The organism is Flavobacteriales bacterium (assembly GCA_013001705.1).
GTDB lineage: Bacteria > Bacteroidota > Bacteroidia > Flavobacteriales_D > JABDKJ01 > JABDLZ01.
In genome coordinates this window covers 1-24,716 of sequence record JABDLZ010000043.1, presented here as the reverse complement: position 1 = coordinate 24,716, position 24,716 = coordinate 1, and the positions used below count along the sequence as shown (strand labels likewise).

Genomic DNA, 24,716 nt, shown 5'->3' with positions numbered 1-24,716 from the left:
GAATGCTGAGCAGCGGCAAAGGATGATCGGTCGTCCTATCCATACACAACCCTATCCTTCCACATCCGACAGGAATAAGAACTTTGCCCTATGGCTAGGACCTCTATCATCCGCTTCCTCAGTTTGGCTACGCTGGTGGCGGTCTACCTGGTGATATTGGCCGGCTCTGTGGTACGTATGACCGGTTCGGGTATGGGCTGTCCGGATTGGCCCAAGTGCTTCGGAGAATGGATCCCACCGACCGATGCCTCTCAACTTCCTGAGGATTACGAGGCCTATTTCTTAGAGAAGCGTAAGGCCAAACTCATTAAGTACACCGATCTGGTAGAAGGGCTGGGAATGTCCGATATCGCGGAAGCCATGCGCAATGACCCTACACTGCTCGAGTCAGAACCCTTTGATGCACGGGGCACTTGGATCGAATATGTCAATCGTCTCCTGGGATTCATCAGTGGGAATCTCCTTCTCTTGCTTTTCATCTTCTCCTTGGGACTGATCAAGCGCAGACCGATCATTCCTATCACGGTCTTTATCGGGCTGGTGGCCATCTCCTTCCAAGCCTGGCTCGGATCGGTGGTGGTGGCGACCAATCTGCTTCCTTGGACCATTACCATTCATATGGTGGTGGCCTTCTTGATCATCGGTCTATTGATCGGGGTATATCACCTCTTGCCTGGATCGGGATTGCAAAAGGCAGTACGGGCCAGAGGCTGGTTGTTCTTTGCCATCCTGCTCACCTTGGTCCAAGTGGTCTTGGGGACACAGGTCCGGCAGGAGATCGATTATATCGCCAAAGAATGGGCCGACCGTTCCCTATGGATCGATATGCTCAGTACAGATTTCGAGATTCACCGCTCCTTCAGCATCCTTCTCTTGCTGATCAATGGCTATTTCCTCTACCGGAACCGAGCATTGTGGAATGAATTGCCTTTCCGAGTGATGGGGATCCTGCTAGTGGTGGAAATACTGCTGGGAATGACCTTGGCCTATCTGCATATGCCGGCCTTGGCCCAACCCTTGCACCTGCTGGTGGCCACACTCTTTTTTGGAGCGCAGTGCTGGATCCTGCTCCGACCGAATGGGCGGATCGCGATCACACCTCCTTGAGCTCGAAGCTCTCTAAGAACTTGGTATTGAAATTCCCTTTCCGGAAATCTTCATCCTGCAAAAGCTGGATGTGGAAAGGGATGGTCGTCTTGACGCCCTCTATCACATACTCCCTCAGCGCCCTGAGCATCTTATCGATGGCCTCATCACGGGTCTGGGCCGTGACGATGAGCTTGGAGATCATGCTGTCATAATAAGGGGGAATGGTGTATCCCGCGTAGACGTGGGTATCCACCCGTACTCCGTGTCCTCCCGGTGCGTGGTAGACCGTGATCTTACCTGGACTCGGTCTGAAATCATGGAAGGGGTCCTCCGCATTGATCCTACACTGTATGCTGTGCTTGGTAGGCTCGTAATTCTTTCCGGAGATCTTGATCCCTGCGGCTACCTTGATCTGCTCACGTATGAGATCATGATCGATCACCTCTTCGGTGATGGTATGTTCCACCTGGATACGGGTATTCATCTCCATGAAGTAGAAGTCGCGATTCTTGTCCACGAGGAACTCTACTGTACCTACACCTTCATAGTCCACTGCTTTGGCCGCTTTGATGGCTGCCGTTCCCATCTTCTGACGGAGTCGCTTGGTCATGAAGGGAGAAGGCGTTTCTTCGACCAACTTCTGGTGTCTACGCTGGATGGAACAGTCGCGCTCGCTCAAGTGACAGTACTTCCCATGCTGGTCACCTACGATCTGAATCTCGATATGGCGGGGTTCTTCCACGAATTTCTCCATGTACATCCCGTCATTTCCAAAGGCGGCCTTGGCCTCTCTACGGGTGCTTTCCCATGCTTCTGCAAGGTCCTCATCGTTGTGGCAGACCTTCATACCCTTACCACCTCCACCGGCCGTGGCCTTGAGCATGATGGGGTATTTGATCTGCTTGGCGATCTGCTTGGCCTCGCTCAATGAGCCCAGAATGCCTTCAGATCCAGGGATGGTAGGTACACCGGCCTTCTTCATGGTGGTCTTGGCGCTGGCCTTGTCCCCCATGGCATCGATCATCTCAGCAGAGGCTCCAATGAACTTGATATCGTTTTCTTCACAGATCTTGGAGAAACGGGCATTCTCAGAGAGGAATCCGTATCCCGGATGGATCGCATCAGCATTGGTGATCTCGGCCGCAGCGATGATGCGTGCCATATCCAGATAGGAATCCGCACTGCTGGCCGGGCCTATACATACTGCCTCATCGGCAAATCGGACATGAAGACTATCTGCATCGGCCGTGGAATAGACGGCCACTGTGCGTATGCCCATCTCATGGCAGGTGCGTATGACCCGCAATGCGATCTCTCCACGATTGGCTACAAGTACCTTTTTGAACATTCCCATGAATAGCTGAGTGTTTTCAGGTTATGGAATACTAGGAAGGAGTGTCCCTCAGGACGGATCGACCAAGAACAGCGGCTGATCATACTCCACCGGAGTGGCATCATCTACCAATACCTTGACGATCTTACCACTCACCTCGGACTCGATCTCATTGAAGAGCTTCATGGCCTCGATGATGCAGATGACCTTGCCCGGCTTGACCTCTTCACCCACATTGACAAAGCTGTCCTTATCAGGTCCGGGCGAACGGTAGAAGGTACCGATCATAGGGCTTTTGATGGTCACATACTTGCTGTCATCATCCTCGGCCTTCTTGCTATCTCCACCACCTGAATCGGCCGCTGCTGGAGCGGGCGCAGGAGCCGGAGCTGCTTGTACCTGAGCTGGGGCAGAAGGCTGCATATGCATGGCCTGCATAGGCATGGCCACCACTTCTTTTTTGCCTTTGTTCTTCGCCTCAGTCTTAATGGTGATCTTGAAATCTTTCTGCTCTATCTCCACCGAGGTCACACCCGTCTTGGATACGAACTTGATGAGGTTTTGAATCTCGTCTAGTTTCATCTTCCTAATTGGTTTTTCGTAAAGAGTATCTAATTTACTTAAAACATATCATTCAGGGTCATAGGCCCATTTCAAATAGACCGAACCCCAGGTAAATCCACCACCGAAGGCGGCCAACACGATATTATCCCCTTTCTTGAGTTTGTCCTCCCATTCCCAGAGACAGAGCGGTATGGTACCGGAGGTGGTATTGCCATAGCGCTGGATGTTGATCATCACCTTCTCATCGGTCAATCCCATACGTCTGGCCGTAGCATCGATGATGCGAAGATTGGCCTGATGGGGGACCAGCCAAGCGACATCTTCTCCGGTCAGTCCGTTATTCTCCATGATCTCGGCCGAGACATCGGCCATTTTGGTCACAGCAAATTTGAATACGGTCTTTCCTTCTTGATAGGCATAGTGAAGTCGCTGATCCACAGTCTCATGACTTGCAGGCATCACAGATCCACCGGCCTTCTGGTGCAGGAAGTCCTTTCCGGATCCATCGGTTCGTAGGATGCTGTCCTGAACACCGTTCTCATCCGTACTTGGCTCGAGCATCACTGCTCCTGCCCCGTCACCGAAGAGCACGCAGGTGGTGCGGTCTTCATAATCCACGATGGACGACATCTTATCGGCCCCTACCACGATGACCTTTTTGTATTTACCGCTCTCTATGAATTGACAGCCCGTTACCAAGGAGAAAAGGAAGCCTGAGCAGGCTGCACCTAGGTCGAAGGAGAGGGCATTCTTGATGCCCACCTTATCACAGATGATATTGGCCGTGGCCGGAAAGACATGATCCGGTGTGACGGTACCGCAGATGAGGGCATCCACTTCTTCCGGTGCTGTGCCGGTCTTTCTCAGGAGCTCTTTGACGGCTGGTGCACCTAGGTCACTCGTTCCTTTCCCCTCACCTTTGAGGATATGGCGCTCCTTGATCCCGGTACGCGTGACGATCCACTCATCGGTGGTCTCCACTATCTTCTCCAGGTCGGCATTTGTCAGGAGATCATCGGGGACATATCCGCTGACACCTGTGATGGCTGCTCTGATCATCTAAATTCTCTTGCAGTTTGAGAGGTACAAGTATATCCTTTTGTATCCGCCTATAGGGCATTTCACAGGTAGAACCTCCCTAAAACAGGGAAGGCAGCCTGAATAGACTGCCTGTAAATCAATGCCTTGTAAGGATAACGGAAGAATCAGGCCTCGGCCTCTTTCTCCATCACCACTTTACCGCGGTAGTAGAGTTTTCCCTCGTACCAGTGTGCTCTGTGGAACATGTGAGGTTCACCGGTGGTAGGACAAGTAGCCACGTTGGGGATCTCCGCCTTGTAGTGGGTCCTTCTCTTGTCTCTTCTGGTCTTTGACTGACGTCTCTTTGGATGTGCCATCGTTACCTGTGTTTATGTCTTTATTTCAATTTCTTCAATGCATCCCATCGCGGGTCGCTGTCCTCAAGTTCTTTTCGAGAATAGGAGTCCAATCGATCGATCACCTCGGGATCGCAATCCTCCTCATCGTGGGCACGCTTCAGCGGCAGTCCTATGGCTACCGTCTCATAGAGCGAGCGGGATAGATCCACTTCGGTATCTGTATCGGATAGGGCGATGATATCGTCATCATCCAGATCGCCATGGGATTTTGCGATGAGTTCACGCTCCATGACCATCGGGATGATCAGGTCCTGCGAACATCGATCACAACTGGTGACGAATTCTCCACGAATGTCATACTGGACTTCCAGCATGGTGGTCTTCTTGTCCAAGCTGACCTGGACATCGAAGTGTGAATCGGTCAATTCCTCATTCTCGAATACTTGAAAGAACGCTCCGTCCAAACGGAATTCGAAGTGATGGACACCTTCTTTCAGCCCAATGAAGGGTATCCTATAAGGTTTGAGTACATCCATCATTTCAAAAAATGGATTGCAAAGGTAAGTAAATCAGGGATTTCAACAATGTTTTTCACAAGAGACCTGAACAGGGCTCACACTCGCAAGGTCTTTCTCCTTTCGGCAATATCCCGAGCTAGGATGAGCGCCTGTTTGAAAGAGGACGCATCGGCTTGATCCTGACCCGCGATATCGAAGGCCGTTCCATGATCCGGAGAAGTGCGCAGAATGGGTAGCCCGGCTGTGAAATTGACTCCTGAACCGAATGAGAGCGCTTTGAAAGGGATCAATCCCTGATCATGGTACATGGCCAGGATGGCATCGTAGTCCTCGTAGCGTTTCGAACCGAAGAATCCATCGGCCGGGAAGGGGCCTTCCGCTCCAATTCCCTGTGACTGTGCTTGGCGTATGGCCGGAGCTACCACCGTGTCATCCTCTGTGCCGATCAGTCCTTGATCCCCGGCATGCGGATTGAGCCCGAGCACGGCAATGCGTGGTTCTTCTATCCCGAAATCTGCTTGCAGACTGGAATGGATGACCGCGAGTTTGCTGAGGATCTTCTCGGTGCTGAGTTGCTCTGAGATGGCACTCACGGGGATATGTCCGGTCACGACTCCCACCCTGAGACCGCTAGATACCAGGAGCATGAGATGGTCCGGATTCCCACTGCGCTGGGCCAGATACTCGGTATGACCGGGAAAGTCGAAGGCCTCGCTCTGTATGTTATGCTTGTCGATAGGTGCTGTGACCAGGGCATCCACAGCGCCTGTTATCAGGTCTTGTGTAGCTCGATCCAAGGATAGGAAGGCATAGTGACCCGATTCCCGCGTGGGTTCTCCGGCCGGGATATCCAGTTTTTCATCCCAACATTCCATCACATGAACGGCTCCTGAGTTGATCTGTGAAGAGTCGTCTATGAATTGGACCGGGCCCAGCGCGTCTGGCTGAGCATCGATCCATGGTGCCAAGAAGGAGCGACTGCCGTAGATGATGGGTGTGATAGAAGTGCGTATGGCCTCATCTGCCAAGGACTTGAAGATGATCTCAGTCCCTATCCCGGCCAGATCGCCCAGGCTGATGGCTAAACGTGGTGGGCGATTCATGGATACTGTGACAGCATCTCGAATAAGAGGCGTACGCCATATCCGGTTCCCCATTTCCCCCTATAGCTGTCCTTGCTGGTGAGGAATGCAGGCCCGGCAATATCGATATGGACCCAGGGATAATCGGTGAAGTGCTCTAGGAATTTACCTGCAGTGATCTGTCCGGCATTGGCTCCACCCAAGTTCTTGATGTCTGCGATATCGGAGTCGAGTTCTTTCCGGTATTCTTTCCAGAAAGGCATACGAACCACACGTTCATAGGTCCTGAATCCGGCCTTTTCCAGCCGGTCGAAGGTGCGGTCATCGGCCGTACCCATCACACAGGAGGCATAGGGACCCAGCGCGCGTATGGCCGCACCGGTCAAGGTGGCTGCATCGATGACCAGATCGGGAGAGTATTTCTTCGCATAGCTCAAGGCATCGGCCAGTAGCATACGGCCCTCGGCATCGGTATTCCAGACTTCTACGGTAGTCCCATCGTACATGGTGACCACATCGCCCGGGGCGTAGGCATTGCCTCCTGGTCGGTTGTCGGTAGCGGGGATGAGTGCGATGACATGCAAGGGCAGTTCGGCCCGACTGATGGCGGCCATGGTACCGATCATCATTGCCGCTCCGGCCATATCGGACTTCATGAGGTCCATGCTGTTGGGCGTAGGCTTGAGGCTCAGGCCTCCTGTATCGTAGACCACACCTTTACCTACCAGTACGATCGGCTTATCGTTCTTGGCCTTGGGATTTTTCCACTCCAATATGCTGAAGGTGGGATCATCCAGACTGCCCCGGTTGACGGCCAGTAGACCGCCCATCTTGAGGGCCTCTATCTTCTTGCGTCCCATGACCTCCACCTTGAACCCGGCCGAGCGACCGATCTTCTTGATCTCCTTGCCCAATTGCGGAGCGGTGAGATGAGAGAAAGGTTCGTTGACCAGATCACGCGTGTCATAGACCGACTCCAGCAGTCCCTTGAGTTTTTTCAATTCGCCCGCAGTCATGGGACCTTCCACAGAGATGCGCTTGAGCGAATGGGCCTTCTCCTTGCGGTCTTTGCGGTATTTGATGAATTGATAATTGGCCAGTACGAGTCCTTCGACCAGGGCCTTCAGATAGGCTCCGTTCTCAGAGACCACATGTACGCTGCTGCGTTTCGCACTATTGATCTGCGCACATATCTCTGCACCTTTGCTGCGGAGAGTCTCCAGATGCTGGTAGCCTTTCTTATCGCTTTTGACCAGCACGATGTGGATGGCATGGTCCAGGTGATGGAGAGTGAATTGATCGGAGTCTTTCAACGCGCTGCGAGCAGCCTTGCACTCGGCCATTTCCAAGTCAATGGCATTTACCTGCGCTATCTTGGAAAGGATATGGATCCGATCCGCCCCATTCGGAGCAGATTTCTTTTTGGTGATGGATAGTGGCATACGTTCTCGTTGAGAAACCAAATCTAGTAGCTTGTTAATCTTAGTCAACCTCTATATCAGGATATCTTTGAAGCTCCAATGCAGAAGGGAATGAATAAAGGGGTTCTATGGGCACTGTTCTTAAGTGTTATTACCGTGATGGGGATAGGGCAAACATTGCCATCAGGCTTCACAGTCTCGACATATATAGAAGGAGTTAACCTTCCTACCCAAATGGTCCAAGCTCCAGATGGGCGGGTCTTTGTCGCTGAGAAAGGAGGGGATGTCCGCATAATAGAGGATGGGATTCTCCTAGATCAGCCATTTTATTCCGTTGAAACAGAAACTCCTGGAGAAAGGGGAATTACTGGATTATTGCTCCATCCTGACTTCGATGTGAATGGATATGTCTATATCTACTATACAGTTGTAGACGAGAATAGGAACGTCCTCATCAGGGTTCAGTCCAGCGGGAATACAGCTTCTTCAGAGACAGAAGAGACCATATTTGAGTTTGATACCATGTGGGCTGCTTGGCACAATGGAGGTGGAATGGTTTTCGATGACAATGGAGATATCATCATAGGTGTGGGAGATGGCACTGGATGGCAAAGTGCCGAACAGATGACCACTACCTTGGGAAAAATCCTCCGAATCACTGAGGATGGTGAGATTCCTACAAATAATCCATTCTACAATGAGACCGATGATGACCAAAAGGCCATTTGGGGCATTGGGGTCAGGAATCCCTACACCATGGCCAAACAAGGAAGCACGGGAAGGATCTTTTTCAATGATGTGGGCAATGAGGAGTGGGAAGAGGTCAATGAGGTCATCGAAGGTGCGCACTACGGTTGGGGAAGTATCGAAGGGCCCATACAGCCAGGGGAAACCCCTCCTGAGGGATATCAAGACCCGCTTCATGCCTATGATCATTCAGACGGATGTGCCATCGTAGGGGCTACGTTCTATGAACCTGAAATTGTCATTTTTCCAGAAGAGTATGAGTCCATGTTCTTTTTCATGGAGCACTGTGAAGGGGAAGTTCGTTCTCTGGATCCTTTGACTTTAGATGTTGCAGTGTTTGCCACAGGCTTTCAATTTCCCAATGCGATTCTGACACTCTCCGATGGGGCAATATTGATATCTGAAATTTATAATAACCGGATACTCAGAGTTGAATATGCTGGCTCGGGAGTGCCTTTTGTTATAGAACAACCACAAGACGCGATAGCCGTGATAGGAGAAACGGCTGAATTCTCACTTACTGCGGGAGGAGAGGGTGAACTGGATTACACGTGGTATAAGGATCAAGTCGAGATACCAAGTTCTAATGCTCCTGCAATTGCCATCGGACCTATAGACATTGAGGATAATGGAAGCATTATCCAATGCGAGATCTCCAATTCCTTTGGTCAGGTTTCTTCTCAAGAGGTTTTGTTGAGTGTACTGGACGACTCAAGACCACAGGTACAGATACTTCAACCAGCATCGGGAGCTACCTATCAAGCTGGAGATACACTTTGGTTCTCAGGGATGGTCACCGACATCGAGGATGGGCCCATCGACCCAGCTGATTGGGTTTGGGACATATACTTCCACCATAATGTCCATCGACATCCCGCACTACTCGGATACACAGGTCAATCGAGTGGATACTACGTCATTCCAGATCAAGGAGAAGTAGCCAATGATGTTTGGTTCAGAGTAGAATTAAAGGCTGTGGATTCATCAGGATTGGAGTCCTCTGTCCACACGGATGTCCTACCTGAATACTGCTTTTTCAGCGTAGAATCCGACCCGGAAGGGATTCCTATAAAAGTCGATGGCTCTTCGTTATTGACTGGAGAAGATGTACAGAGTATTCTAAACATGAAAAGAACTCTAGAGACTGAAGAATTCGTTATTCAATCCAATAGACTGTATCGATTCAAAGATTGGGGAGATCCTTCTAGTACCTCTTTGACCACTTCATTTCATGCCAGCGATACGACCCTGAACCTAGAGTATGACTATTTGCATGATTACTTCTATGGTGATGAATCAGAAGACCTCGTGGTTCAATATTATATCGGTACTGATGAGAATAGAGAGTTCCATTCAGAGGTGAACAAAGCCCTAGTAGACGGAAATTGGAGCAATTCCAATCCTGTGATACCTAGTTGGTCCTTTCCTAACAATGATTATAGTGTGGTTTATATTGGATCCATACTCGCACCTTACACTGGAGTCTATGATCTAGAGGTGTATCATGATGGGCACGTTCAGCTATTCTTGGAAGATTCGTTGATCATGGATGAGTTGTCTAGCATGCCACATATAGACACGCATTCTGTTCAAACGTACTTTGAAGCTGGATTGAGATATAACTTTATTCTAGATTATCGTCATTTTGAGATTCAATCAAGAGTGAAGCTTTCATGGTCCTTTTCTGAATTGGATACGCATGTCATCCCGAGTGCACAGCTTTTCGGTCCTTTTTCATATGTTGAAGGAGACTATCTTTCTGAAGTCCTCGTCTTTCCTAACCCGAGCACAGGTTCAGTGCAGGTCGATTTTGGATCGAGCTGGAATTCTTGGATCTCGGATAAGGGGCGAATAAGTATCTATTCCGTTCTAGGTCAAGAAATAATAGAGGATGTTGACTTATCATTCGATTCACAGATTGGAATCGAGAATCTACGGCCAGGGCTGTACTTTTTAGATTTGAGGACCGAGGAATATCAACGGACTATCCAGATAGCGGTCCATTGATGGAATGTTGATCATTCCATCAAGATCAACTCCCCCTCACCCGTCCGGCTCACCTCGATGTACTCCTCCACCTCTCCGCGGTAGTAGATATCGCCATAGCCATCGAGCAGATACCAGAAGAGTCCGCCATCCACCGTGGTCCGTATGGTCCCATGCCCTTGATTATCGGCCCATACGCTGTGGCTCACCAACTCTTCAGCATGTAGCTTACCGATGCCTGAATTCCTCAGATTCACATGATGGGATTCTCCCTTTACCTCTATCACAGGTCCACCGGCATTGATGCGTATGGTCGCCTCTTGGGCCTTGATCTCCAGATAGTTCTCACTGGCCGAGTGGTAGTTGTCAAAAACGATCACCTCCTGCTCCATAGCACCTACGGTGCGCAATATGCCTGAGCCCTCATTGCGTATGCTCGCCAATTGTGTGAAATGTACCCGCACCTTGATCTTGACCGGAAGACTCCGGAGCCAGTGACAGCTGTTCTCATCGCGGATGCTCAATACGCCATTATCTATTTCCGTGCTCACGAAATTGACCAGATTCTCCCCACATTCTATGACCACCTTATCGGTAGAGTCCTGTATAAGGTCGTAGTCGATATCGTCATAGAGCATCAGCGAATGGAAAGCTCCCGGATGACGGGTCTCGGTGATAGCATCGCCCGAACCCTTGATGCAAGGGCGGTCATCTGCCTTCTTGCAGGTGCTCAGCAGAAGCAGCAGGCCCAGTAGGTAAAATGTCCTCGCCACGGGACCAAAGATAGAATCAATGATTTCCTTTGTGCGAGCTGATGACCACGATCAAGGACATATATCCCTTTGCTGATTGGAATCCGACTGGGGAGCGCCCGATGCTCATCCTAGGTCCATGCAGTGCTGAATATGAAGAACAGCTCTTCACCACAGCCCGGGAGATCAAGGAATTGGGAAGACCCTTCTTACTCCGGGCCGGCATCTGGAAACCCCGTACCCGCCCCGGAAGTTTTGAAGGCAAAGGAGAAGAAGCTCTGCAATGGCTGGCGTCCGTCAAGGAAGAACTACAGATTCCCGTCACTACCGAAGTGGCCAATGCCGAGCATGTGGAACTCTGTCTGAAATACGGGGTCGATGCCTTATGGATAGGTGCACGCACTACGGTCAATCCCTTCTCCGTACAAGAGATCGCAGATGCGCTACAAGGAGTGGATATCCCCGTATTCGTCAAGAATCCCATCCACCCCGATATGGGCCTATGGATAGGAGCACTGGAGCGGATCAATAGGGCCGGGGTGAATAAACTGGGGGCCATCCATCGCGGCTTCCACTATCAAGACAACTATCCTTACCGCAATCTTCCCAACTGGGAGTTGGCCATCGAGATGAAGACCCGTCTACCAGAACTGCCCATCATCTGTGACGTGAGCCATATCGCAGGAGATCCAGAGATCATCCCGCGCGTGGCGCAACGCGCCATGGACCTTTATATGGATGGTCTGCTGATCGAGACCCATTTCAGACCGGAAGAAGCCCTGAGCGATGCCCGTCAACAGGTCACACCCACGCATTTGTCCCGCATACTGGAGAACCTGGAAATACGCGAACCAAGCACAGGGGACGCACATTTTACCGATGAGATCCAACGCTTGCGCGCCCGTATCGATAATATCGATGAATCCCTGATGGAGTTGCTTTCCGAGCGAATGAAAGTGGTCGAAGAGATCGGATTCAAGAAGAAGGAGCAGAACGTGACCATCTTCCAATTGGAACGCTGGCTCGAGATCATGGAGAACTACATGCAATGGGGATCCCAGCTCGAACTACGTGATGAATTCATTCAGCGATTCTTGGAAGCCTTACATCTAGAGAGCATCGAGATCCAGCAGCAGGTGATGAATAGCCAGCTGGACGAGGATCAATCCAAGGTATAGGCCGAGGCGATAAGTCGCTCGGTATAGGCTGCCTGGGGAGAGCGATACAGGGCATCTGCCTCTTCATACTCCACCACCTGTCCCTGATGCATCACCATCACCTTATCGCTCATGTAGCGCACCACCGAAAGGTCATGCGAGATGAATATGTAGCTCAATCCATAGGCTTCCTTCAGATCATTGAGCAGATTGAGCACCTGTGCCTGTACGGAGACATCCAAGGCCGATACGGATTCATCGCAGATGACCACCTTGGGGTCCAAGGCGAGAGTGCGGGCAATGCAGATGCGTTGGCGCTGGCCTCCAGAGAATTCATGCGGATAGCGGTGATAGTGATCGGCCTGCAGGCCCACTTGCTCGAGTAGTTGGATGACCCGCTCTTTGCGTTGTGTCTTGGTGGGTAGGATGTGGTGTACATCCATCGGTTCTCGGATGGCCTCCCCAATGGAGATACGCGGATTGAGGGAGGAGTAAGGATCTTGAAAGATCATCTGCACCTCCTTGACGAACCCCTTGTGTTCAGAACGGTCCATCTCACTGACGTCTCTGCCTTGATAGCGGATGGTTCCGGCATGTGCCTGCTCCAGTCCGATGATGGTGCGCCCAAGAGTGGACTTCCCACATCCCGATTCTCCCACCACGCCCAAGGTCTCTCCCGGATAGAGCTGTAGATCCACACCGTTGACGGCTTTGACATGCTCGCTGGCCTTGCCCAGCATGCCTTTGCGTATGGGGTACCAGGTATGCAGCTCTTCGACTTCCAACAGGGGAGGCTGGGCATAGATGGCTTCATGTCGTTCAGCACGTGTAGCGCTGCTGACCTGTGGTGACTCCTTTCCTTCTCCCGATTCGAAATCAGAAACGGTCATGAGTCGCTCCGGTCTGCCAGAGAGCGGAGGTCGGCTCGCCAAGAGTCCCTTGGTATAGTCTGCTTGAGGTGAGGCAAGAATGCTGCGCGCATCGCCTTGCTCCACGATGTGGCCGTTCTTCATCACAATGAGTTCATCGGCAATCTGTCCCACCACACCGAGGTCGTGACTGATGAACATCATGGCCATTCCCTCACTGTTCTGTAATTCTTGAAGCAATTCGATGACCTCGCGTTGTACAGTGACATCCAGTGCAGTGGTGGGCTCATCGGCTATTAGCAGATCGGGGCGGTTGCAGATGGCCATGGCGATCATCACCCGCTGGAGTTGACCTCCAGATAGCTCGTGAGGATAGCTTCTGAAGGCTCGCATCGGATCGGGGAGCTTGACCTGAGCGAAGAGCTCGATCACCTCAGCTTGACAAGCTGTCTCGTCCAAGGGTCTATGGGTCTGTATCGCTTCCATCACCTGATGCCCACAGCGATGCAGGGGATTCAGCGAGCTCATGGGTTCTTGGAAGATCATAGCGATACGCTTCCCACGCAATTCCCTGATGCGGGAGAGGTCGGTGGGGTCGAGTGAGACGCGTTCTTCTCCCAAACGGATCTCTCCAGCGCTGTAATGGATGGGTGGAGAGGGGATGAGTCGCATGAGGCTGAGTGAGGTGACAGACTTCCCAGAGCCGGATTCTCCTACGATACCCAAGGTACGCCCACGAGCGAGTTGGATGTCGATATCGTGTAGCACATCCTGCATCCCCTGCTCGGTATGGAAAGAGGCTTGTAGCCCACTGACGGATAGAAAGGCTTCATTCTTCATAGAGTCGATCGCTGATCAGGGTCCAGGTGCTGCGTATGTTGGGCTGCCGGAAGGCGATGAGTCCATCGATAAGCTCGACCTCTACCAGTCGGCCATCGATCGCTGCGGTGCTCCAGGTCCCATATCCAGCGGTAGCCCGGCTTGTACCATATAAGGAGTCATAGTGTTGCATCAGCTGTGTCCACACATGCGAGTGGGATGGACTATCCACGTGCAAGGTACTATGGATTCCGGTCAGGAGTGGCCCATCAGCAATGACCTGTATACGCACTGAGTCCGGGCAGGACGTACAGTCGCTGGCATACAGTAGTGTATCTGCAAAGGCACCACGCTCTCCGATGCGATAGCCGAATACCGAGCTGCTGTCGATGGCGCTGTACCAAGGAGGCATGGACTGGGAGCCAGACGATGACTCCTGCGAGCAGGAAGAAAGGAGGATCAGAGCGCTAGCTATCGCAAAAAGCCGGATCACTGCTCATTGATGAGGTCGAAGAGCTCCGTCAGATTCGGGATGAGGATGATCTCGATCCTACGGTTCTTGGCCTTGTCATCTGGGTCCACAGGGAGGTATTCGCTCCGCCCAGCCGCGGTCAATTGCTGGGGATCGATATTGCTGTTGTCCATCATGATGCGCACTACGGAAGTGGCCCGCATCACACTGAGGTCCCAGTTGTCTTTATAGGGCGCGGAATTGCCGATGATCTTATCGGTGTCGGTATGTCCTTCGACCAGGATCTTGAGGTCCTCTTCATCCTGAATGGCCTTGGCCAGATCGATGATGGCGCTCTTTCCCTCGCTGCTCACAGCGGTACTCCCACTGGCAAAGAGGAGCTTGGCATCCAAAGAGACATAGACGCGACCGTCCTTCTCTACGATCGTTATCCCTTTATCCTTGACCCCTAGGAGGGCATCGGTCACACGGGACTTGAGGGATTGTACGGCCTCTTCTTGACGGGACAGCAGCGACTCGAGCTCGGCCACCCGTTCTTCTCTGTCTTCCAGCGCTCGGGTCTTTTCATTGAGTTCTGTCTCGGTCTGATTGAGCAATCGCTGTTGTTCTTGTAGGTCGTTCTGCAGGGTGAGCAGATTTTCTAGCAGCTCCCTCTTTTCTGACTCCCGGCTGCTCATCAGGCTGGCCTGCTTGTCCATGAGTTGTTCGTTGAGCTCATTGATCTTGTCATACTGGACGGTCATACGTCTGAGACTCGTACCCAGCAGAGCGGTGTCCTCTTTCAGTCGGACATACTCCTTCTTCATGGTCTCGTTTCCGGTGCGGCAATCGGCCAGGTCGGCACTCAGCTCCTCGGTCTGTTGGCGCAGGGCTTCGCGCTCTTGTGAGCAGAGGCGGGCCTCCGTTTGGACTTCTTGGAATCTACGTCCGGGTACACAAGCGGTGAATAGCACGAGCAGGAGCAGAATAAAAGGGAATGTATGTCTCATCACAACAGGATTAGATAGCAAAATTGTCAATTAGCTAGGGGCTAGGGGCCAAGGAGAGCGCTCATTTATGAACAACGATGTAAGCTTGTTTCACTCGGATAGGTAGACCTTCCGTAGGTCCATCTGACCCAGTGTCAGTGTAGGGAGTCCCTTGACCGATCGGTGTTTGATCACCTGATTCTTCTCATAGTAGATAGGCACGATAGCTGCATCTTCCATGATCATAAGGTCAGCCATACAGTAGAGGTGCATGCGCTCCTTTTGATCCTCCACCTTGATGGCCTCTTCCACAATGGAGTCGAAGGAGGATTCGGTGTATCTATAGGTGTTGAGGTAACTACCTCCTTGCTCCGGAGTATTGCTGGAGAGCATCAAGCTCAGGAAGTTCTGAGGGTCCAGATAGTCAGCTATCCAGTTGTCCAACCAGAGCAGCGTATTGCCTTCCTCTATGCGTTGGAAATGTTGTTCTCTAGGCAGGGCAGTGATGGAGAGGGAAACGCCCAGATGTTCGAGCAGTTGTCGTTGGATCTCTTGAGCCACGATCACATCCTTGTATCTGTTCTGTATCTGAAGAGAGATAGCAGGGAAGCCTGTTCCATTGGGATAGCCTGCTGCTGACATGAGTTTCTTGGCGCTATCGACATCGAGCTTGAGTCCTTTGACTTTCTCATAGGGATAGCTCTGAAAGGCCGGAGGGATCAGACCGTATTTTCCTGGACCCCCACTGCTCCCCAATACTTCTTCAACAATATGCTCTTTGTCCAAGACCAGTCCGAAGGCTTTTCGAATACGCTCATCTTGGAAGATGCCTTCCTTGTTATGGAATCCCAAATAAATGGTCTCGATATCGTCTTCTGCACTCACTACATAGGGATCGTTCTCCCCTTCTGCAATCTCCAACAATCGGGCTCCCCCTTCTTCCATATCGGCATCCACCAATATGTGAAGTACATTCTTCATCATGGATCGCTCCAAGTCTCGAGCGTTGGTCTCGAATCCCACCTTCACGCCATCCAGATAGGGGAGCTGATTGCCTTCCTCATCGCGCCCCCAGTAATTCTTATTGCGTTCCATGATACAGACTTCGCCTATGCGCAGGACCTTGGGCTTGAAGGGCCCTGTGCCTACCGCATTCTCATTGAGCGATTTACCGTAGAACTCCACGGCTTCTTTGGGATAGATAGAAGTGCCATAGTGTGCCATGACATGCAGGAATTCCACATTGGGTCGGGCCAGAGTGATCTCGATCACGTTGTTGTCGATCAAGCGTATGCCCTCCACTTGGGAGGTCTCTGCTTTTTTCTTGGAGTTGTAAAAATCTTCAGCACCCAATACGCTACCCACGAATAGCCAAGAATTCCGATTGATCCGACTGTCCTCACACAGAGCGGTCAAGCAGTAGAGCACATCACTATCCTCCATAGGTCTTCCTATACCGTCATCGAAACAGCGGTCATCGTGGAAGAAGACCCCTTCGCGTAGTTTGAAGGTGAACTGAGTGGCATCATCATTCACTTCCCAGGACTCGGCCAGGCAAGGGGCGATCTCCTTGGTCTCATGGTCATATGCCACCAGGGTCTCATAGAAATGCGCTCCTAGTTTGGTCGCACTCGCCTCATAGGCAGAAGGAGGGAAAAGTGCAGAAAAGCCTTGGAATTGATTCAATACAAGGATGCCTCCTTGTTTCTCATTGGCCTGCGCATTCTGCTTCTGCTCTGGCGTACCACAGCTGAAGGAGAGCAAGAGTATGGCCAGCGCTCCCCAGTACGTATGCTTAGATATCATTGGATCCTAATGATGTAATAGGCAAGTATAATCCGCGTAGAATGGGCATCTGCAGCCTAGCATCATAGTTTCAAACAATCTCCAGTAGAATAGGGCAGTGATCGCTGTGGACGGCATCGGCCAGTATTGCGGCACGCTTCAATCGGGATTGCATTTCAGCACTGCACATGTGATAATCGATACGCCAGCCCAGATTCTTTCTCCGGGCTCCCGCACGATAGCTCCACCATGTGTATTGATGTGGATTCTCATCGAAATAGCGGAAGGTGTCGATGAACCCTTTATCCAAGAATCCGGACATCCATTCCCTTTCCTCAGGGAGGAATCCCGAGCTCTTCTTGTTGGCCACCGGATTGTGGATATCTATGGCTTGGTGGCAGATATTGTAATCTCCTGAGATGATCAGATGAGGTCGTTCTTTCCTCAAGTTTTCCACGTATCTCGTAAAATCCACAAGGAAACGCATCTTGATCTCTTGCCGGTGGTCCCCACTGCTGCCCGAAGGGAAGTATGCGCTGATGAACGTCAGATCCCCGACATCCATCCGGATCACACGCCCCTCATCGTCATAGAGAGGTATGCCCATGCCGCGCTCCACATGATCGGCCTTAAGCTTAGAAAGGATGGCCACTCCACTGTAGCCCTTCTTGACGGCTGCATTCCAATGGATATCGTATCCTAGGTCCCTGAACACATCCAGATCTACCTGGTCTTCGTTGGCCTTGACCTCTTGCAAGGCAAGTACATCGGGGTCGGCAGCTTTCAACCAAGTGAGGAAGTCCTTACGCAGGGCGGCACGTATGCCATTGATATTGTATGAGATAATTTTGATCACCGGGTCAGTTTATAGCGATTTTGGCGTTAAAATAGACCTTACTCCGAGGATGCCGATACATTCCCCGAGTGTTTTAAAAGCCTGACGGTACGAAGACCCTCCCTACATATCCATGGCTTCTTCTCTGCATGATCGCTTGGTTGGGGACAGCCACTATCCATGCTCAGGAGACCAGCACCTTGCGCTCATTGCGTACAGTGGTCGATTCTGCTGGCATCCAACTGGACAGCCTGATCGTGCTTCCCCGAAGCCTGCACGTATCTCATGGAGATTCAGTCCTCGCTGATTCGGATTTTCTTTTGTCGGTCGATGGCATTTTCTCCGTGATTGAAGAATTCTTGGGGGATTCTCTTACCATCCACTATCGGGTGCTCGATCTGCCCTATCAGCAGAGTATCCTCCTCAAGGACACGAGCATCATCCGAGAAGCATTCAATTACGAAGACCCCTTTGCCTATCGTCCTGGAGGCGGGTCGATCGCAGGCTCTTTGCTGCAATTGGATGGTTTCGAGAAACGCGGAAGTATATCGCGCGGGATCCAAGTGGGGAATGCACAGGACCTGAGTGTGAGTTCCGATCTGGACCTACAGCTCTCTGGGAAACTTACCGATCGCATAAGCCTTCTGGCCAATATCTCTGATGACAACATCCCCATACAGGCCGATGGAAGTACCCAGCAGCTACAGGAATTCGACCAGGTCTATATCAAACTCTTCGATGCACGCAGTGCACTGACTGCCGGGGACTATCAAATCGCCTCTGGCCCGGGGTATTTCTCCGAGTATCTAAAGAAGGCCAGAGGTGCACTCTTTGAGACTTCGATCCTGGGGAAGGCACCTGGTGCTGAGCAAGGAGTGCTCGGGCTGAGAGCGGGAGCAGCGGTCTCGCGGGGGCGTTTTGCGCGTAATGTCATCCAGGGGGTGGAAGGGAATCAAGGCCCCTACAAACTCCGCGGGGCCGACAATGAACTCTTCGTCATCATCCTCTCTGGTACCGAACGGGTCTATATCGATGGGCGTTTGGTCCAGCGGGGCAAGGAATTCGATTATGTTATCGACTATAATGCGGCAGAGATCACTTTCACCGCCAACCGCTTGATCACCAAGGACAGGCGTATCGTGGTGGAGTTTCAATATGCCGAGCAGAACTACGCCCGCAGCCTGCTTCAGACCGGTGCGGACTATCAGAAAGGCAAATGGAAAGCCTATCTGGATGTCTATTCCGAGCAGGATGCTAAGAATCAACCTTTGCAACAGGATCTGGACGATCGAGACAGGCTCTTTCTCTCCCAAGTGGGCGATGATGTGGCCAATGCCTTCATCATAGATGTGGACAGCGTGCCCTACACCGAGGATCAGGTGCTCTATACCCTCCGCGATTCCTTGGGATACGATACCGTCTATGTCTACAGTACCGATCCGGATGAGGCGCGCTTACAGGTCTCCTTCACGAGAGTAGGGTCTGGCAATGGGGACTATGTACAGGATGAATTCACTTCCAACGGTCGGGTGTTCCGCTGGGTCCCACCGGACACCATCGATGGAAACATCATCCGCCAGGGAGACTACATACCCGGTCAATTGCTTATCACCCCCAAGAGTCAACAATTACTGAGTTCAGGGCTGCGCTATGCATGGAATAAAGATTCGTGGATGGATATCGAAGGGGCCATGAGCGCCAATGATCTGAATCGATTCAGCAGCAAGGATGCGGCCGATGACATCGGCACAGCCTTCCGCTGGCGGGCGCAGACCGGGATTCAGGTGGACAGCATGACCCGCTTGGTCGCCAATGGACTTGTGGAATTCACCGGACATGATTTCAAGCGTATCGAGCGTTACCGGGCTGTGGAGTTCGAGCGGAATTGGAACATCACCGAAGTCCTTCTGGACAACGACCAATTGCAGACCCGATTGGGTGTGGGTGTCGAACGAGCGGCCGACCGCAGGATCTACTATGGACTGGACCGCTTGCAGATCGGGGGTGGATATGAAGGCTATCGGCAAGACCTGAATGCACGATGGGACCAAGGGGATCTACATGCCTCTTTCAAAGGCAGTCTGCTCAACACCTCAGGCGACATCCGCTCCCGCTTCGAACGACACATCTCAGATATCTCCTATGGATTGGGGAAGGTCAGAGTGGGATTCAAGGATGATCGGGAGAATAACCGATTCCTGCTGGGAGGAGATACACTGTCGTCCACCACCTATCGCTGGTATGAATGGGAGGCCTATGTGGGTTCAAACGATACCTCCCGCTGGGCCTATCGTCTCTTTTTCAAGAATCGGGATGATTGGCGTCCGCAGATCGATCGCCAATTGCGGGCTGCACATGCTGAAGAGTATGGTCTGGAGTTGGCCAATGGCAGAGTGCGTAATCATTCGGTCAAGGTGGTATCTGCATGGCGTACGCTGGAGATAGTGCGTGAAGAGGCCATCGACCAAAGCCCCGAAGAGACTTTTCTGGGCCGGTTAGAGTATCGCGGGAAGTGGCTCCAGAACATCGTCCAGCTCAATACCTTCTATGAAGTGGGCAGCGGTCTGGAGAGGCGCAGGCAGTTCATCTATCTCGAGGTACCGGCCGGCCAGGGCGTTTATGTATGGGTGGACTATGATGGGGACGGTGTGCGGGATCTGGATGAATTCGAGATCGCTCAATTCGAGTATGAAGCGAATTTCATACGGGTATTCACTCCTACCGATGACTTTGAGAAGGTATTCTCCAATCAAGTCTCTCAGACACTGCGCATCGATCCGGGTGTCGCATGGAGGACCAAAGAAGGGATACGGAGGTTCTTGGCTCGATTCTCTGATCAGGCCGCTTGGCGTGCCGACCGCAGGACCCGCGAAGAAGAAGGGTCCGATGCCTTCAACCCCTTCATCCAGAACCTGAACGACACCGTGCTCCTCTCGCTCAACAACAGCTTTAGGAACAGCATCTTCTTCAACAAGACCGATCCCGTGTGGAGCGTGGATCATCTCTACTCCGATGTGAAGAATAAACAACTGCTCACCAATGGTTTCGAATCCCGATCGGAGCGGGAGAATAGACTGAGTGGACGCTATACCTGGGCCAGGAAATACACCTTACGTCTTTCTCTTATCGAGAAGGACAAGGGACGGGAGGCCAGTTATAGCACCAATCGGAATTTCGACATTCAGGAATACAGCCTCGTCCCGCGGATAGAGTGGCAGCCGGATAAGACCTTCCGTATGACCTTGAATCTGGAGTACACGGAGCGGGATAATCGAGTAGGGGACGGAGAGTCAGCAGTCATCGAGCGATTGGGTGCCGAAGCGCGGTGGAGTCAGCTGGATAAGGGCAGTATCAATGCCACCTTGAATTTCGTGCAGATTGATTTTGTAGGCAACGAGAATTCGTCATTGGCCTTTGAGATGTTGGATGGTCTGCGTCCGGGAGAGAACTTCACTTGGAGTCTGTTCGTGCAGCGGAATCTATCCAAGAATCTCGCATTGAATGTGAACTATAACGGAAGGAGTTCTAGGGACAACCCGGTGATCCACAGCGGGGGCGTGCAGGTACGGGCATTCTTCTGAATCAATCCACCAGTTGGGATTTCAGTTCTTTCAGCTCAGTAGCCGTCAGATCACGCCATTCTCCATAACGTATCCCGTCCAAGGAGATATTCATGATGCGTATCCTACGTAAACGCGTGACCTCATACTCGAAATGCTCGCACATACGCCTGATCTGGCGGTTGAGTCCTTGGGTGAGGATGATGCGGAACGTGTCTTCACTCAATTTTTCCACCTCGCACTCTCGGGTCACGGCATCCAAGATGGGTACTCCTGATGCCATTCCTTTGATGAACTCATCGGTGATAGGCTTATCCACCCGCACGATGTATTCCTTCTCATGGGCATAGCGGGCCCGTAGGATCTTGTTGATGATATCCCCATCATTGGTCATCAGGATCAGTCCTTCTGAGGCCACATCCAATCGACCCACTGGGAAGATGCGTTCCACATGGTCGATATAGTCCACGATATTATCACGGGCCTTGGGGTCGGTGCTGCAGATGATACCACGGGGTTTGTGCAGGGCGATGTATACAGGCTTGGCCTTGGCCGTATTGATGGGCCGACCTCTGACCTCGATGCGGTCTGTTTCGGTCACGCGATCCCCAAGAGTGGCGGGTCGGTCGTTGATGGTGACCACCCCTTGCTCTATGAGTCTATCGGCCTCTCTGCGTGAGCAGTATCCCGCTGCACTCAGGGCCTTATTGAGGCGCATTCCTTTGGGAGCCGCGTCCTCCATGGGTCAGACCTCGAAGAGTTCTTTGAGTTCGGTGGCTTGATCGGGGCGCATCTTACCTGCGAGGATCAGACTCAGCTGCTTTCTTCTCAGCGCAGCAGCATAGCGTTCTTTCTCAATGTCGGTCTCAGGGATGAGTTCAGGCACTTCTATGGGAGCCCCGTTCTGATCCACTGCAACAAAGGTGTAGATGGACTCGTTGGATTTGATCTGCTCACCGGAATTGTGGTCCTCCACATATACATCGGAATAGACCTCCATCGATGAGTTGAAGGCGCGCGACACCTTGGACTCGATGGTCACGATATCACCCAAGCGTATCGGCCGTCCAAAGGAGACATTGTTGACAGAGGCAGTGACCACTACCCTGCGGCAGTGCCTATGAGCCGCGATGGCGGCATTGATATCCATCCAATTGAGCAATTGCCCTCCCATGAGGTTCCCCAAGGTATTGGTCTCATTGGGCATGACGATGCGTGTCGCTGTGGCCAGCGTCTCTTTCGCAGTGCGCGATTTTCTCATGATCAAGTATTGTTATCCATGTCCTGTCCGTCCCTGAGTCCATTGATCCAGGCAATAGCATGGTCCATATCGGGGAAGATGCGGACAGGGCGATGGGGACGATTGAAGCGGATGAAGAAATTGGCGGCCATCTCGTGGCTGTAGTCTGCCCGTATGATGGCATCAGCAGCTGCGATCTCATCAAATGCCTCTGAGGCCGCATAATCACGGGCCTCTTGAGTCATTGTAGCACCAGAGTCGAGGCTGATGATCATGTAGCACTTATCTACGGTCATGTGCTCCTTGATGGTATCATGGAGTTCCACGATATCGGCCTTTTCAGCTTCTTCTTCGGTATTGGTGAAATGGAAATGACAGAGGTCGTTTTCCAAGAAGGTGATCTTGATCTTATCCAGTCTGATCTCTCGTGCGTCCACCGCTTCTCTTTGATTTATAGGTCAAAGGTATGACGGCAGATCGGACAAGGAAGGATTCCGATCATTTCTTTCTGAGGAGCCAGGCTTCGCTGGTCTCTTCTTCCTTCACACGGATGAGCAGCTCCAATGCTTCTTTCCGGTCAGGAGAACTGCCATAGGCCACTCGATGCAGCCCTCTGTGCCGATCGATGATAAAGGCCTCATAGCCTTTAGTGCGGAGTCTCTCCACCAGGCGTGTGGCATTGGACTCTTCTGAGAAACACCCTCCGATCACGTGGAATTCCATGCTGGAGATCGCTTGGGGCGCTACATATGTGGAGACGGCCTCTGCTTCACTGATTCCCTCGTCACTGATCGTTTCAGGAGATTCGGTCGGAGTGAGGTCTTCTGTGAACTCCTCTTCAGGTGCTTCCGGGGTGCTTATAGGGGCTAGGGCTTCCTGTTTGGGGATCTCATTCTCATTGAGGTCAACATCCAGCGAACTGGTGCGGCCTTCATAGACGGCCGGGACCTGCTTGTGGAAAGGATTCAGATCGGAGGATTGGATGGTTCCATCCCGGAGGACATCAGAGCGTACCCCTACCCATGCAATGTAGAATAAGAGTGGGACCATGGCCGCAGCGATGAGCCACCTGCGAGAGCCGCTACCTTCCTCTTTTTTGGTCAGTGGGATAACTGGAATGTGTTCTTCTTCTTCTTGTCCCGGAGCTTCTTCAGCTTCGATTTCATGCACCACTTCGAATTCCGGTTCGAAATCTATGACCGCTTCTTCGATCTCTTCCTCTACATCTATTTCCTGGTGCTCAGGAACTTCCTGCAGAACGGGACGGGCGTATACCTTCTTCAGTCGGAAGGACTCCAGCAGATAGTTGACCGAGGTATCGGGGCTGAATTGGAGATTCTTCTCCGAGTCCAGATAGAGGATGCCTACTTTTTCGAATTGCACAGGGCGTCCTTCTTCCAGCTCGGTGAAATATCCTTCTACCGCCTCTTTGATCTGGGCATTGGCCGCTTCATGGCTGATATTCTCGGCCTGGGATATGGCATGGGCGAGTAGGCCATCGTTCTTGGTCAGCTGGGCATTGAAGCGCAGATCCTTGGAAGGCGGATGGATGACATGAAGCAGTTTATCGATACGTGCCGAACGGTATTCCGTCACAAATCCACCTAGATCGGGCACGATGACACAGTCATAGTGATAGAGCAGTTCGCTGATACGTGCGCTGAGATCCAAGAGATGATTTTTAGTGATCCATCTATCAAAAGTAGTCATTGAGGAGAAAATAGAAGCCCAACCAGGCATCACTCCACCACTAGTTTCACACTATCGTACCATGCCCCGCCAAGGCTCATCCAGTGAAGGATGTATTTCCCAGTTCCGAGTGAAGGAGGATGCAGTTCCACATGGTAGGTCCCTGAGCTTGTCGAAGGGCCGGGTTGCGGAGCTATATCCTGCTCGTACACCAACCTTCCTTGCAGGTCGTAGAGCACCAGCCGAGTAGTCTTCTCTTGGTAAGGCATGATGCCGCTGGACGGGGCGGTGAACAGTAGCTGGATTGGATTCCCATGCTGCCATGGATTAGGTGCTATGCCCATACTGCCCTGTAGGCCGATGACCTGCTCTTGCAGACCGGAGATGAGATGGCAGCCAGGCTCTATGCAGCCGAGACTATCGGTGCGGATGACCCAGATATGAGGTAAGA

At 51.9% G+C, this 24,716-nt stretch carries 22 protein-coding genes; 4 read left to right on the top strand and 18 right to left on the bottom strand.

All coding sequences use genetic code 11. The features are described 5' to 3' along the window. Positions 1-90: 90 nt before the first annotated feature. Positions 91-1,107 (top strand): heme A synthase, encoded by a 1,017-nt coding sequence (locus tag HKN79_01565; protein ID NNC82238.1) that lies wholly within the window; start codon positions 91-93, stop codon positions 1,105-1,107. Here the strand turns inward: HKN79_01565 and accC are convergent. The 7 genes from accC to HKN79_01530 all read right to left on the bottom strand — a co-directional run bounded on the left by accC (position 1,094) and on the right by HKN79_01530 (position 7,308). Beyond that, on the bottom strand, positions 1,094-2,437 hold the full coding sequence (gene accC, locus HKN79_01560) for an acetyl-CoA carboxylase biotin carboxylase subunit (GenBank protein ID NNC82237.1): 1,344 nt from the start codon (positions 2,435-2,437) through the stop codon (positions 1,094-1,096). The two genes, HKN79_01565 and accC, sit on opposite strands and share 14 nt — an antisense overlap. Before the next feature lie 54 nt (positions 2,438-2,491). Beyond that, the gene (accB, locus tag HKN79_01555) at positions 2,492-3,004 is read right to left on the bottom strand and encodes an acetyl-CoA carboxylase biotin carboxyl carrier protein (protein ID NNC82236.1); all 513 of its coding nucleotides are present in this window, start codon (positions 3,002-3,004) and stop codon (positions 2,492-2,494) included. A gap of 48 nt (positions 3,005-3,052) precedes the next feature. Further along, complete coding sequence (locus HKN79_01550) at positions 3,053-4,045, bottom strand: ketoacyl-ACP synthase III (GenBank protein ID NNC82235.1); 993 nt, start codon at positions 4,043-4,045, stop codon at positions 3,053-3,055. 146 nt (positions 4,046-4,191) lie between these two features. Continuing rightward, positions 4,192-4,383 carry a 50S ribosomal protein L32 gene (rpmF, locus tag HKN79_01545; protein NNC82234.1) on the bottom strand — a complete coding sequence of 64 codons (192 nt, stop codon included), beginning with the start codon at positions 4,381-4,383 and terminating at the stop codon, positions 4,192-4,194. Between the two features lie 20 nt (positions 4,384-4,403). Next, positions 4,404-4,904, bottom strand: coding sequence for a DUF177 domain-containing protein (locus tag HKN79_01540; protein ID NNC82233.1), 501 nt, complete (start codon positions 4,902-4,904; stop codon positions 4,404-4,406). Positions 4,905-4,978: 74 nt separating this feature from the next. After that, positions 4,979-5,986, bottom strand: coding sequence for a 4-hydroxythreonine-4-phosphate dehydrogenase PdxA (pdxA, locus tag HKN79_01535; GenBank protein ID NNC82232.1), 1,008 nt, complete (start codon positions 5,984-5,986; stop codon positions 4,979-4,981). Further along, entirely contained in the window at positions 5,983-7,308 is a 1,326-nt protein-coding gene (locus HKN79_01530) for a leucyl aminopeptidase family protein (protein NNC82231.1), read from the bottom strand. The genes pdxA and HKN79_01530 overlap by 4 nt, the downstream gene beginning before the upstream one ends. A gap of 312 nt (positions 7,309-7,620) precedes the next feature. Here HKN79_01530 and HKN79_01525 point away from each other — a divergent pair, with 312 nt between their 5' ends. Next, complete coding sequence (locus HKN79_01525; GenBank protein NNC82230.1) at positions 7,621-10,140, top strand: T9SS type A sorting domain-containing protein; 2,520 nt, start codon at positions 7,621-7,623, stop codon at positions 10,138-10,140. 11 nt (positions 10,141-10,151) lie between these two features. Here the strand turns inward: HKN79_01525 and HKN79_01520 are convergent, their stop codons facing one another. Further along, positions 10,152-10,892, bottom strand: coding sequence for a hypothetical protein (locus HKN79_01520; GenBank protein ID NNC82229.1), 741 nt, complete (start codon positions 10,890-10,892; stop codon positions 10,152-10,154). A gap of 41 nt (positions 10,893-10,933) precedes the next feature. Here HKN79_01520 and HKN79_01515 point away from each other — a divergent pair, with 41 nt between their 5' ends. Beyond that, positions 10,934-12,049, top strand: coding sequence for a bifunctional 3-deoxy-7-phosphoheptulonate synthase/chorismate mutase type II (locus HKN79_01515; protein NNC82228.1), 1,116 nt, complete (start codon positions 10,934-10,936; stop codon positions 12,047-12,049). On the opposite strand, the gene HKN79_01510 is transcribed toward HKN79_01515, so the two are convergent. The 5 genes from HKN79_01510 to xth form a co-directional block, all read right to left on the bottom strand. Continuing rightward, entirely contained in the window at positions 12,034-13,737 is a 1,704-nt protein-coding gene (locus HKN79_01510; protein ID NNC82227.1) for an ABC transporter ATP-binding protein, read from the bottom strand. The genes HKN79_01515 and HKN79_01510 overlap by 16 nt on opposite strands. Continuing rightward, complete coding sequence (locus HKN79_01505; protein ID NNC82226.1) at positions 13,727-14,128, bottom strand: hypothetical protein; 402 nt, start codon at positions 14,126-14,128, stop codon at positions 13,727-13,729. Before HKN79_01505 ends, HKN79_01510 begins: the two co-directional genes overlap by 11 nt. Positions 14,129-14,205: 77 nt before the next feature. After that, positions 14,206-15,177 carry an OmpA family protein gene (locus HKN79_01500; GenBank protein ID NNC82225.1) on the bottom strand — a complete coding sequence of 324 codons (972 nt, stop codon included), beginning with the start codon at positions 15,175-15,177 and terminating at the stop codon, positions 14,206-14,208. A 90-nt stretch (positions 15,178-15,267) separates the two neighbouring features. After that, a complete protein-coding gene (locus HKN79_01495; GenBank protein ID NNC82224.1) occupies positions 15,268-16,962 on the bottom strand; it encodes an ABC transporter substrate-binding protein in 1,695 nt (564 codons plus the stop codon). A gap of 70 nt (positions 16,963-17,032) precedes the next feature. After that, positions 17,033-17,794, bottom strand: coding sequence for an exodeoxyribonuclease III (xth, locus tag HKN79_01490; GenBank protein ID NNC82223.1), 762 nt, complete (start codon positions 17,792-17,794; stop codon positions 17,033-17,035). A gap of 131 nt (positions 17,795-17,925) precedes the next feature. Between xth and HKN79_01485 the strand changes: the two genes are divergently transcribed. Continuing rightward, positions 17,926-21,357, top strand: coding sequence for a hypothetical protein (locus HKN79_01485; protein ID NNC82222.1), 3,432 nt, complete (start codon positions 17,926-17,928; stop codon positions 21,355-21,357). Position 21,358: 1 nt separating this feature from the next. Here HKN79_01485 and rluF read toward each other — a convergent pair whose 3' ends face one another. The 5 genes from rluF to HKN79_01460 all read right to left on the bottom strand — a co-directional run. After that, positions 21,359-22,078: a 23S rRNA pseudouridine(2604) synthase RluF gene (gene rluF / locus HKN79_01480; GenBank protein NNC82221.1), complete on the bottom strand. Its 720-nt coding sequence runs from the start codon at positions 22,076-22,078 to the stop codon at positions 21,359-21,361. Between the two features lie 3 nt (positions 22,079-22,081). Beyond that, the gene (locus HKN79_01475) at positions 22,082-22,597 is read right to left on the bottom strand and encodes an acyl-CoA thioesterase (GenBank protein ID NNC82220.1); all 516 of its coding nucleotides are present in this window, start codon (positions 22,595-22,597) and stop codon (positions 22,082-22,084) included. Positions 22,598-22,599: 2 nt separating this feature from the next. Next, on the bottom strand, positions 22,600-23,013 hold the full coding sequence (locus tag HKN79_01470) for a hypothetical protein (GenBank protein NNC82219.1): 414 nt from the start codon (positions 23,011-23,013) through the stop codon (positions 22,600-22,602). A gap of 61 nt (positions 23,014-23,074) precedes the next feature. Next, positions 23,075-24,247 (bottom strand): HU-CCDC81 and SPOR domain-containing protein, encoded by a 1,173-nt coding sequence (locus HKN79_01465; protein NNC82218.1) that lies wholly within the window; start codon positions 24,245-24,247, stop codon positions 23,075-23,077. 68 nt (positions 24,248-24,315) lie between these two features. Then, positions 24,316-24,716: hypothetical protein (locus tag HKN79_01460; protein NNC82217.1), on the bottom strand; the 401-nt coding region annotated here is incomplete at its 5' end.

Coding starts and splice junctions, on each gene's coding strand:
- rpmF (NNC82234.1), bottom strand. CDS start 4,383: ATGGCACATCCAAAGAGACGTCAGTCAAAGACCAGAAGAGACAAGAGA.
- HKN79_01550 (NNC82235.1), bottom strand. CDS start 4,045: ATGATCAGAGCAGCCATCACAGGTGTCAGCGGATATGTCCCCGATGAT.
- HKN79_01500 (NNC82225.1), bottom strand. CDS start 15,177: ATGAGACATACATTCCCTTTTATTCTGCTCCTGCTCGTGCTATTCACC.
- pdxA (NNC82232.1), bottom strand. CDS start 5,986: ATGAATCGCCCACCACGTTTAGCCATCAGCCTGGGCGATCTGGCCGGG.
- HKN79_01515 (NNC82228.1), top strand. CDS start 10,934: ATGACCACGATCAAGGACATATATCCCTTTGCTGATTGGAATCCGACT.
- HKN79_01565 (NNC82238.1), top strand. CDS start 91: ATGGCTAGGACCTCTATCATCCGCTTCCTCAGTTTGGCTACGCTGGTG.
- HKN79_01505 (NNC82226.1), bottom strand. CDS start 14,128: ATGCCTCCTTGGTACAGCGCCATCGACAGCAGCTCGGTATTCGGCTAT.
- HKN79_01530 (NNC82231.1), bottom strand. CDS start 7,308: ATGGCCGAGTGCAAGGCTGCTCGCAGCGCGTTGAAAGACTCCGATCAA.
- HKN79_01485 (NNC82222.1), top strand. CDS start 17,926: ATGATCGCTTGGTTGGGGACAGCCACTATCCATGCTCAGGAGACCAGC.
- HKN79_01475 (NNC82220.1), bottom strand. CDS start 22,597: ATGAGAAAATCGCGCACTGCGAAAGAGACGCTGGCCACAGCGACACGC.
- HKN79_01510 (NNC82227.1), bottom strand. CDS start 13,737: ATGAAGAATGAAGCCTTTCTATCCGTCAGTGGGCTACAAGCCTCTTTC.
- HKN79_01540 (NNC82233.1), bottom strand. CDS start 4,904: ATGATGGATGTACTCAAACCTTATAGGATACCCTTCATTGGGCTGAAA.
- HKN79_01495 (NNC82224.1), bottom strand. CDS start 16,962: ATGATATCTAAGCATACGTACTGGGGAGCGCTGGCCATACTCTTGCTC.
- accB (NNC82236.1), bottom strand. CDS start 3,004: ATGAAACTAGACGAGATTCAAAACCTCATCAAGTTCGTATCCAAGACG.
- accC (NNC82237.1), bottom strand. CDS start 2,437: ATGTTCAAAAAGGTACTTGTAGCCAATCGTGGAGAGATCGCATTGCGG.
- HKN79_01525 (NNC82230.1), top strand. CDS start 7,621: ATGGTCCAAGCTCCAGATGGGCGGGTCTTTGTCGCTGAGAAAGGAGGG.
- rluF (NNC82221.1), bottom strand. CDS start 22,078: ATGGAGGACGCGGCTCCCAAAGGAATGCGCCTCAATAAGGCCCTGAGT.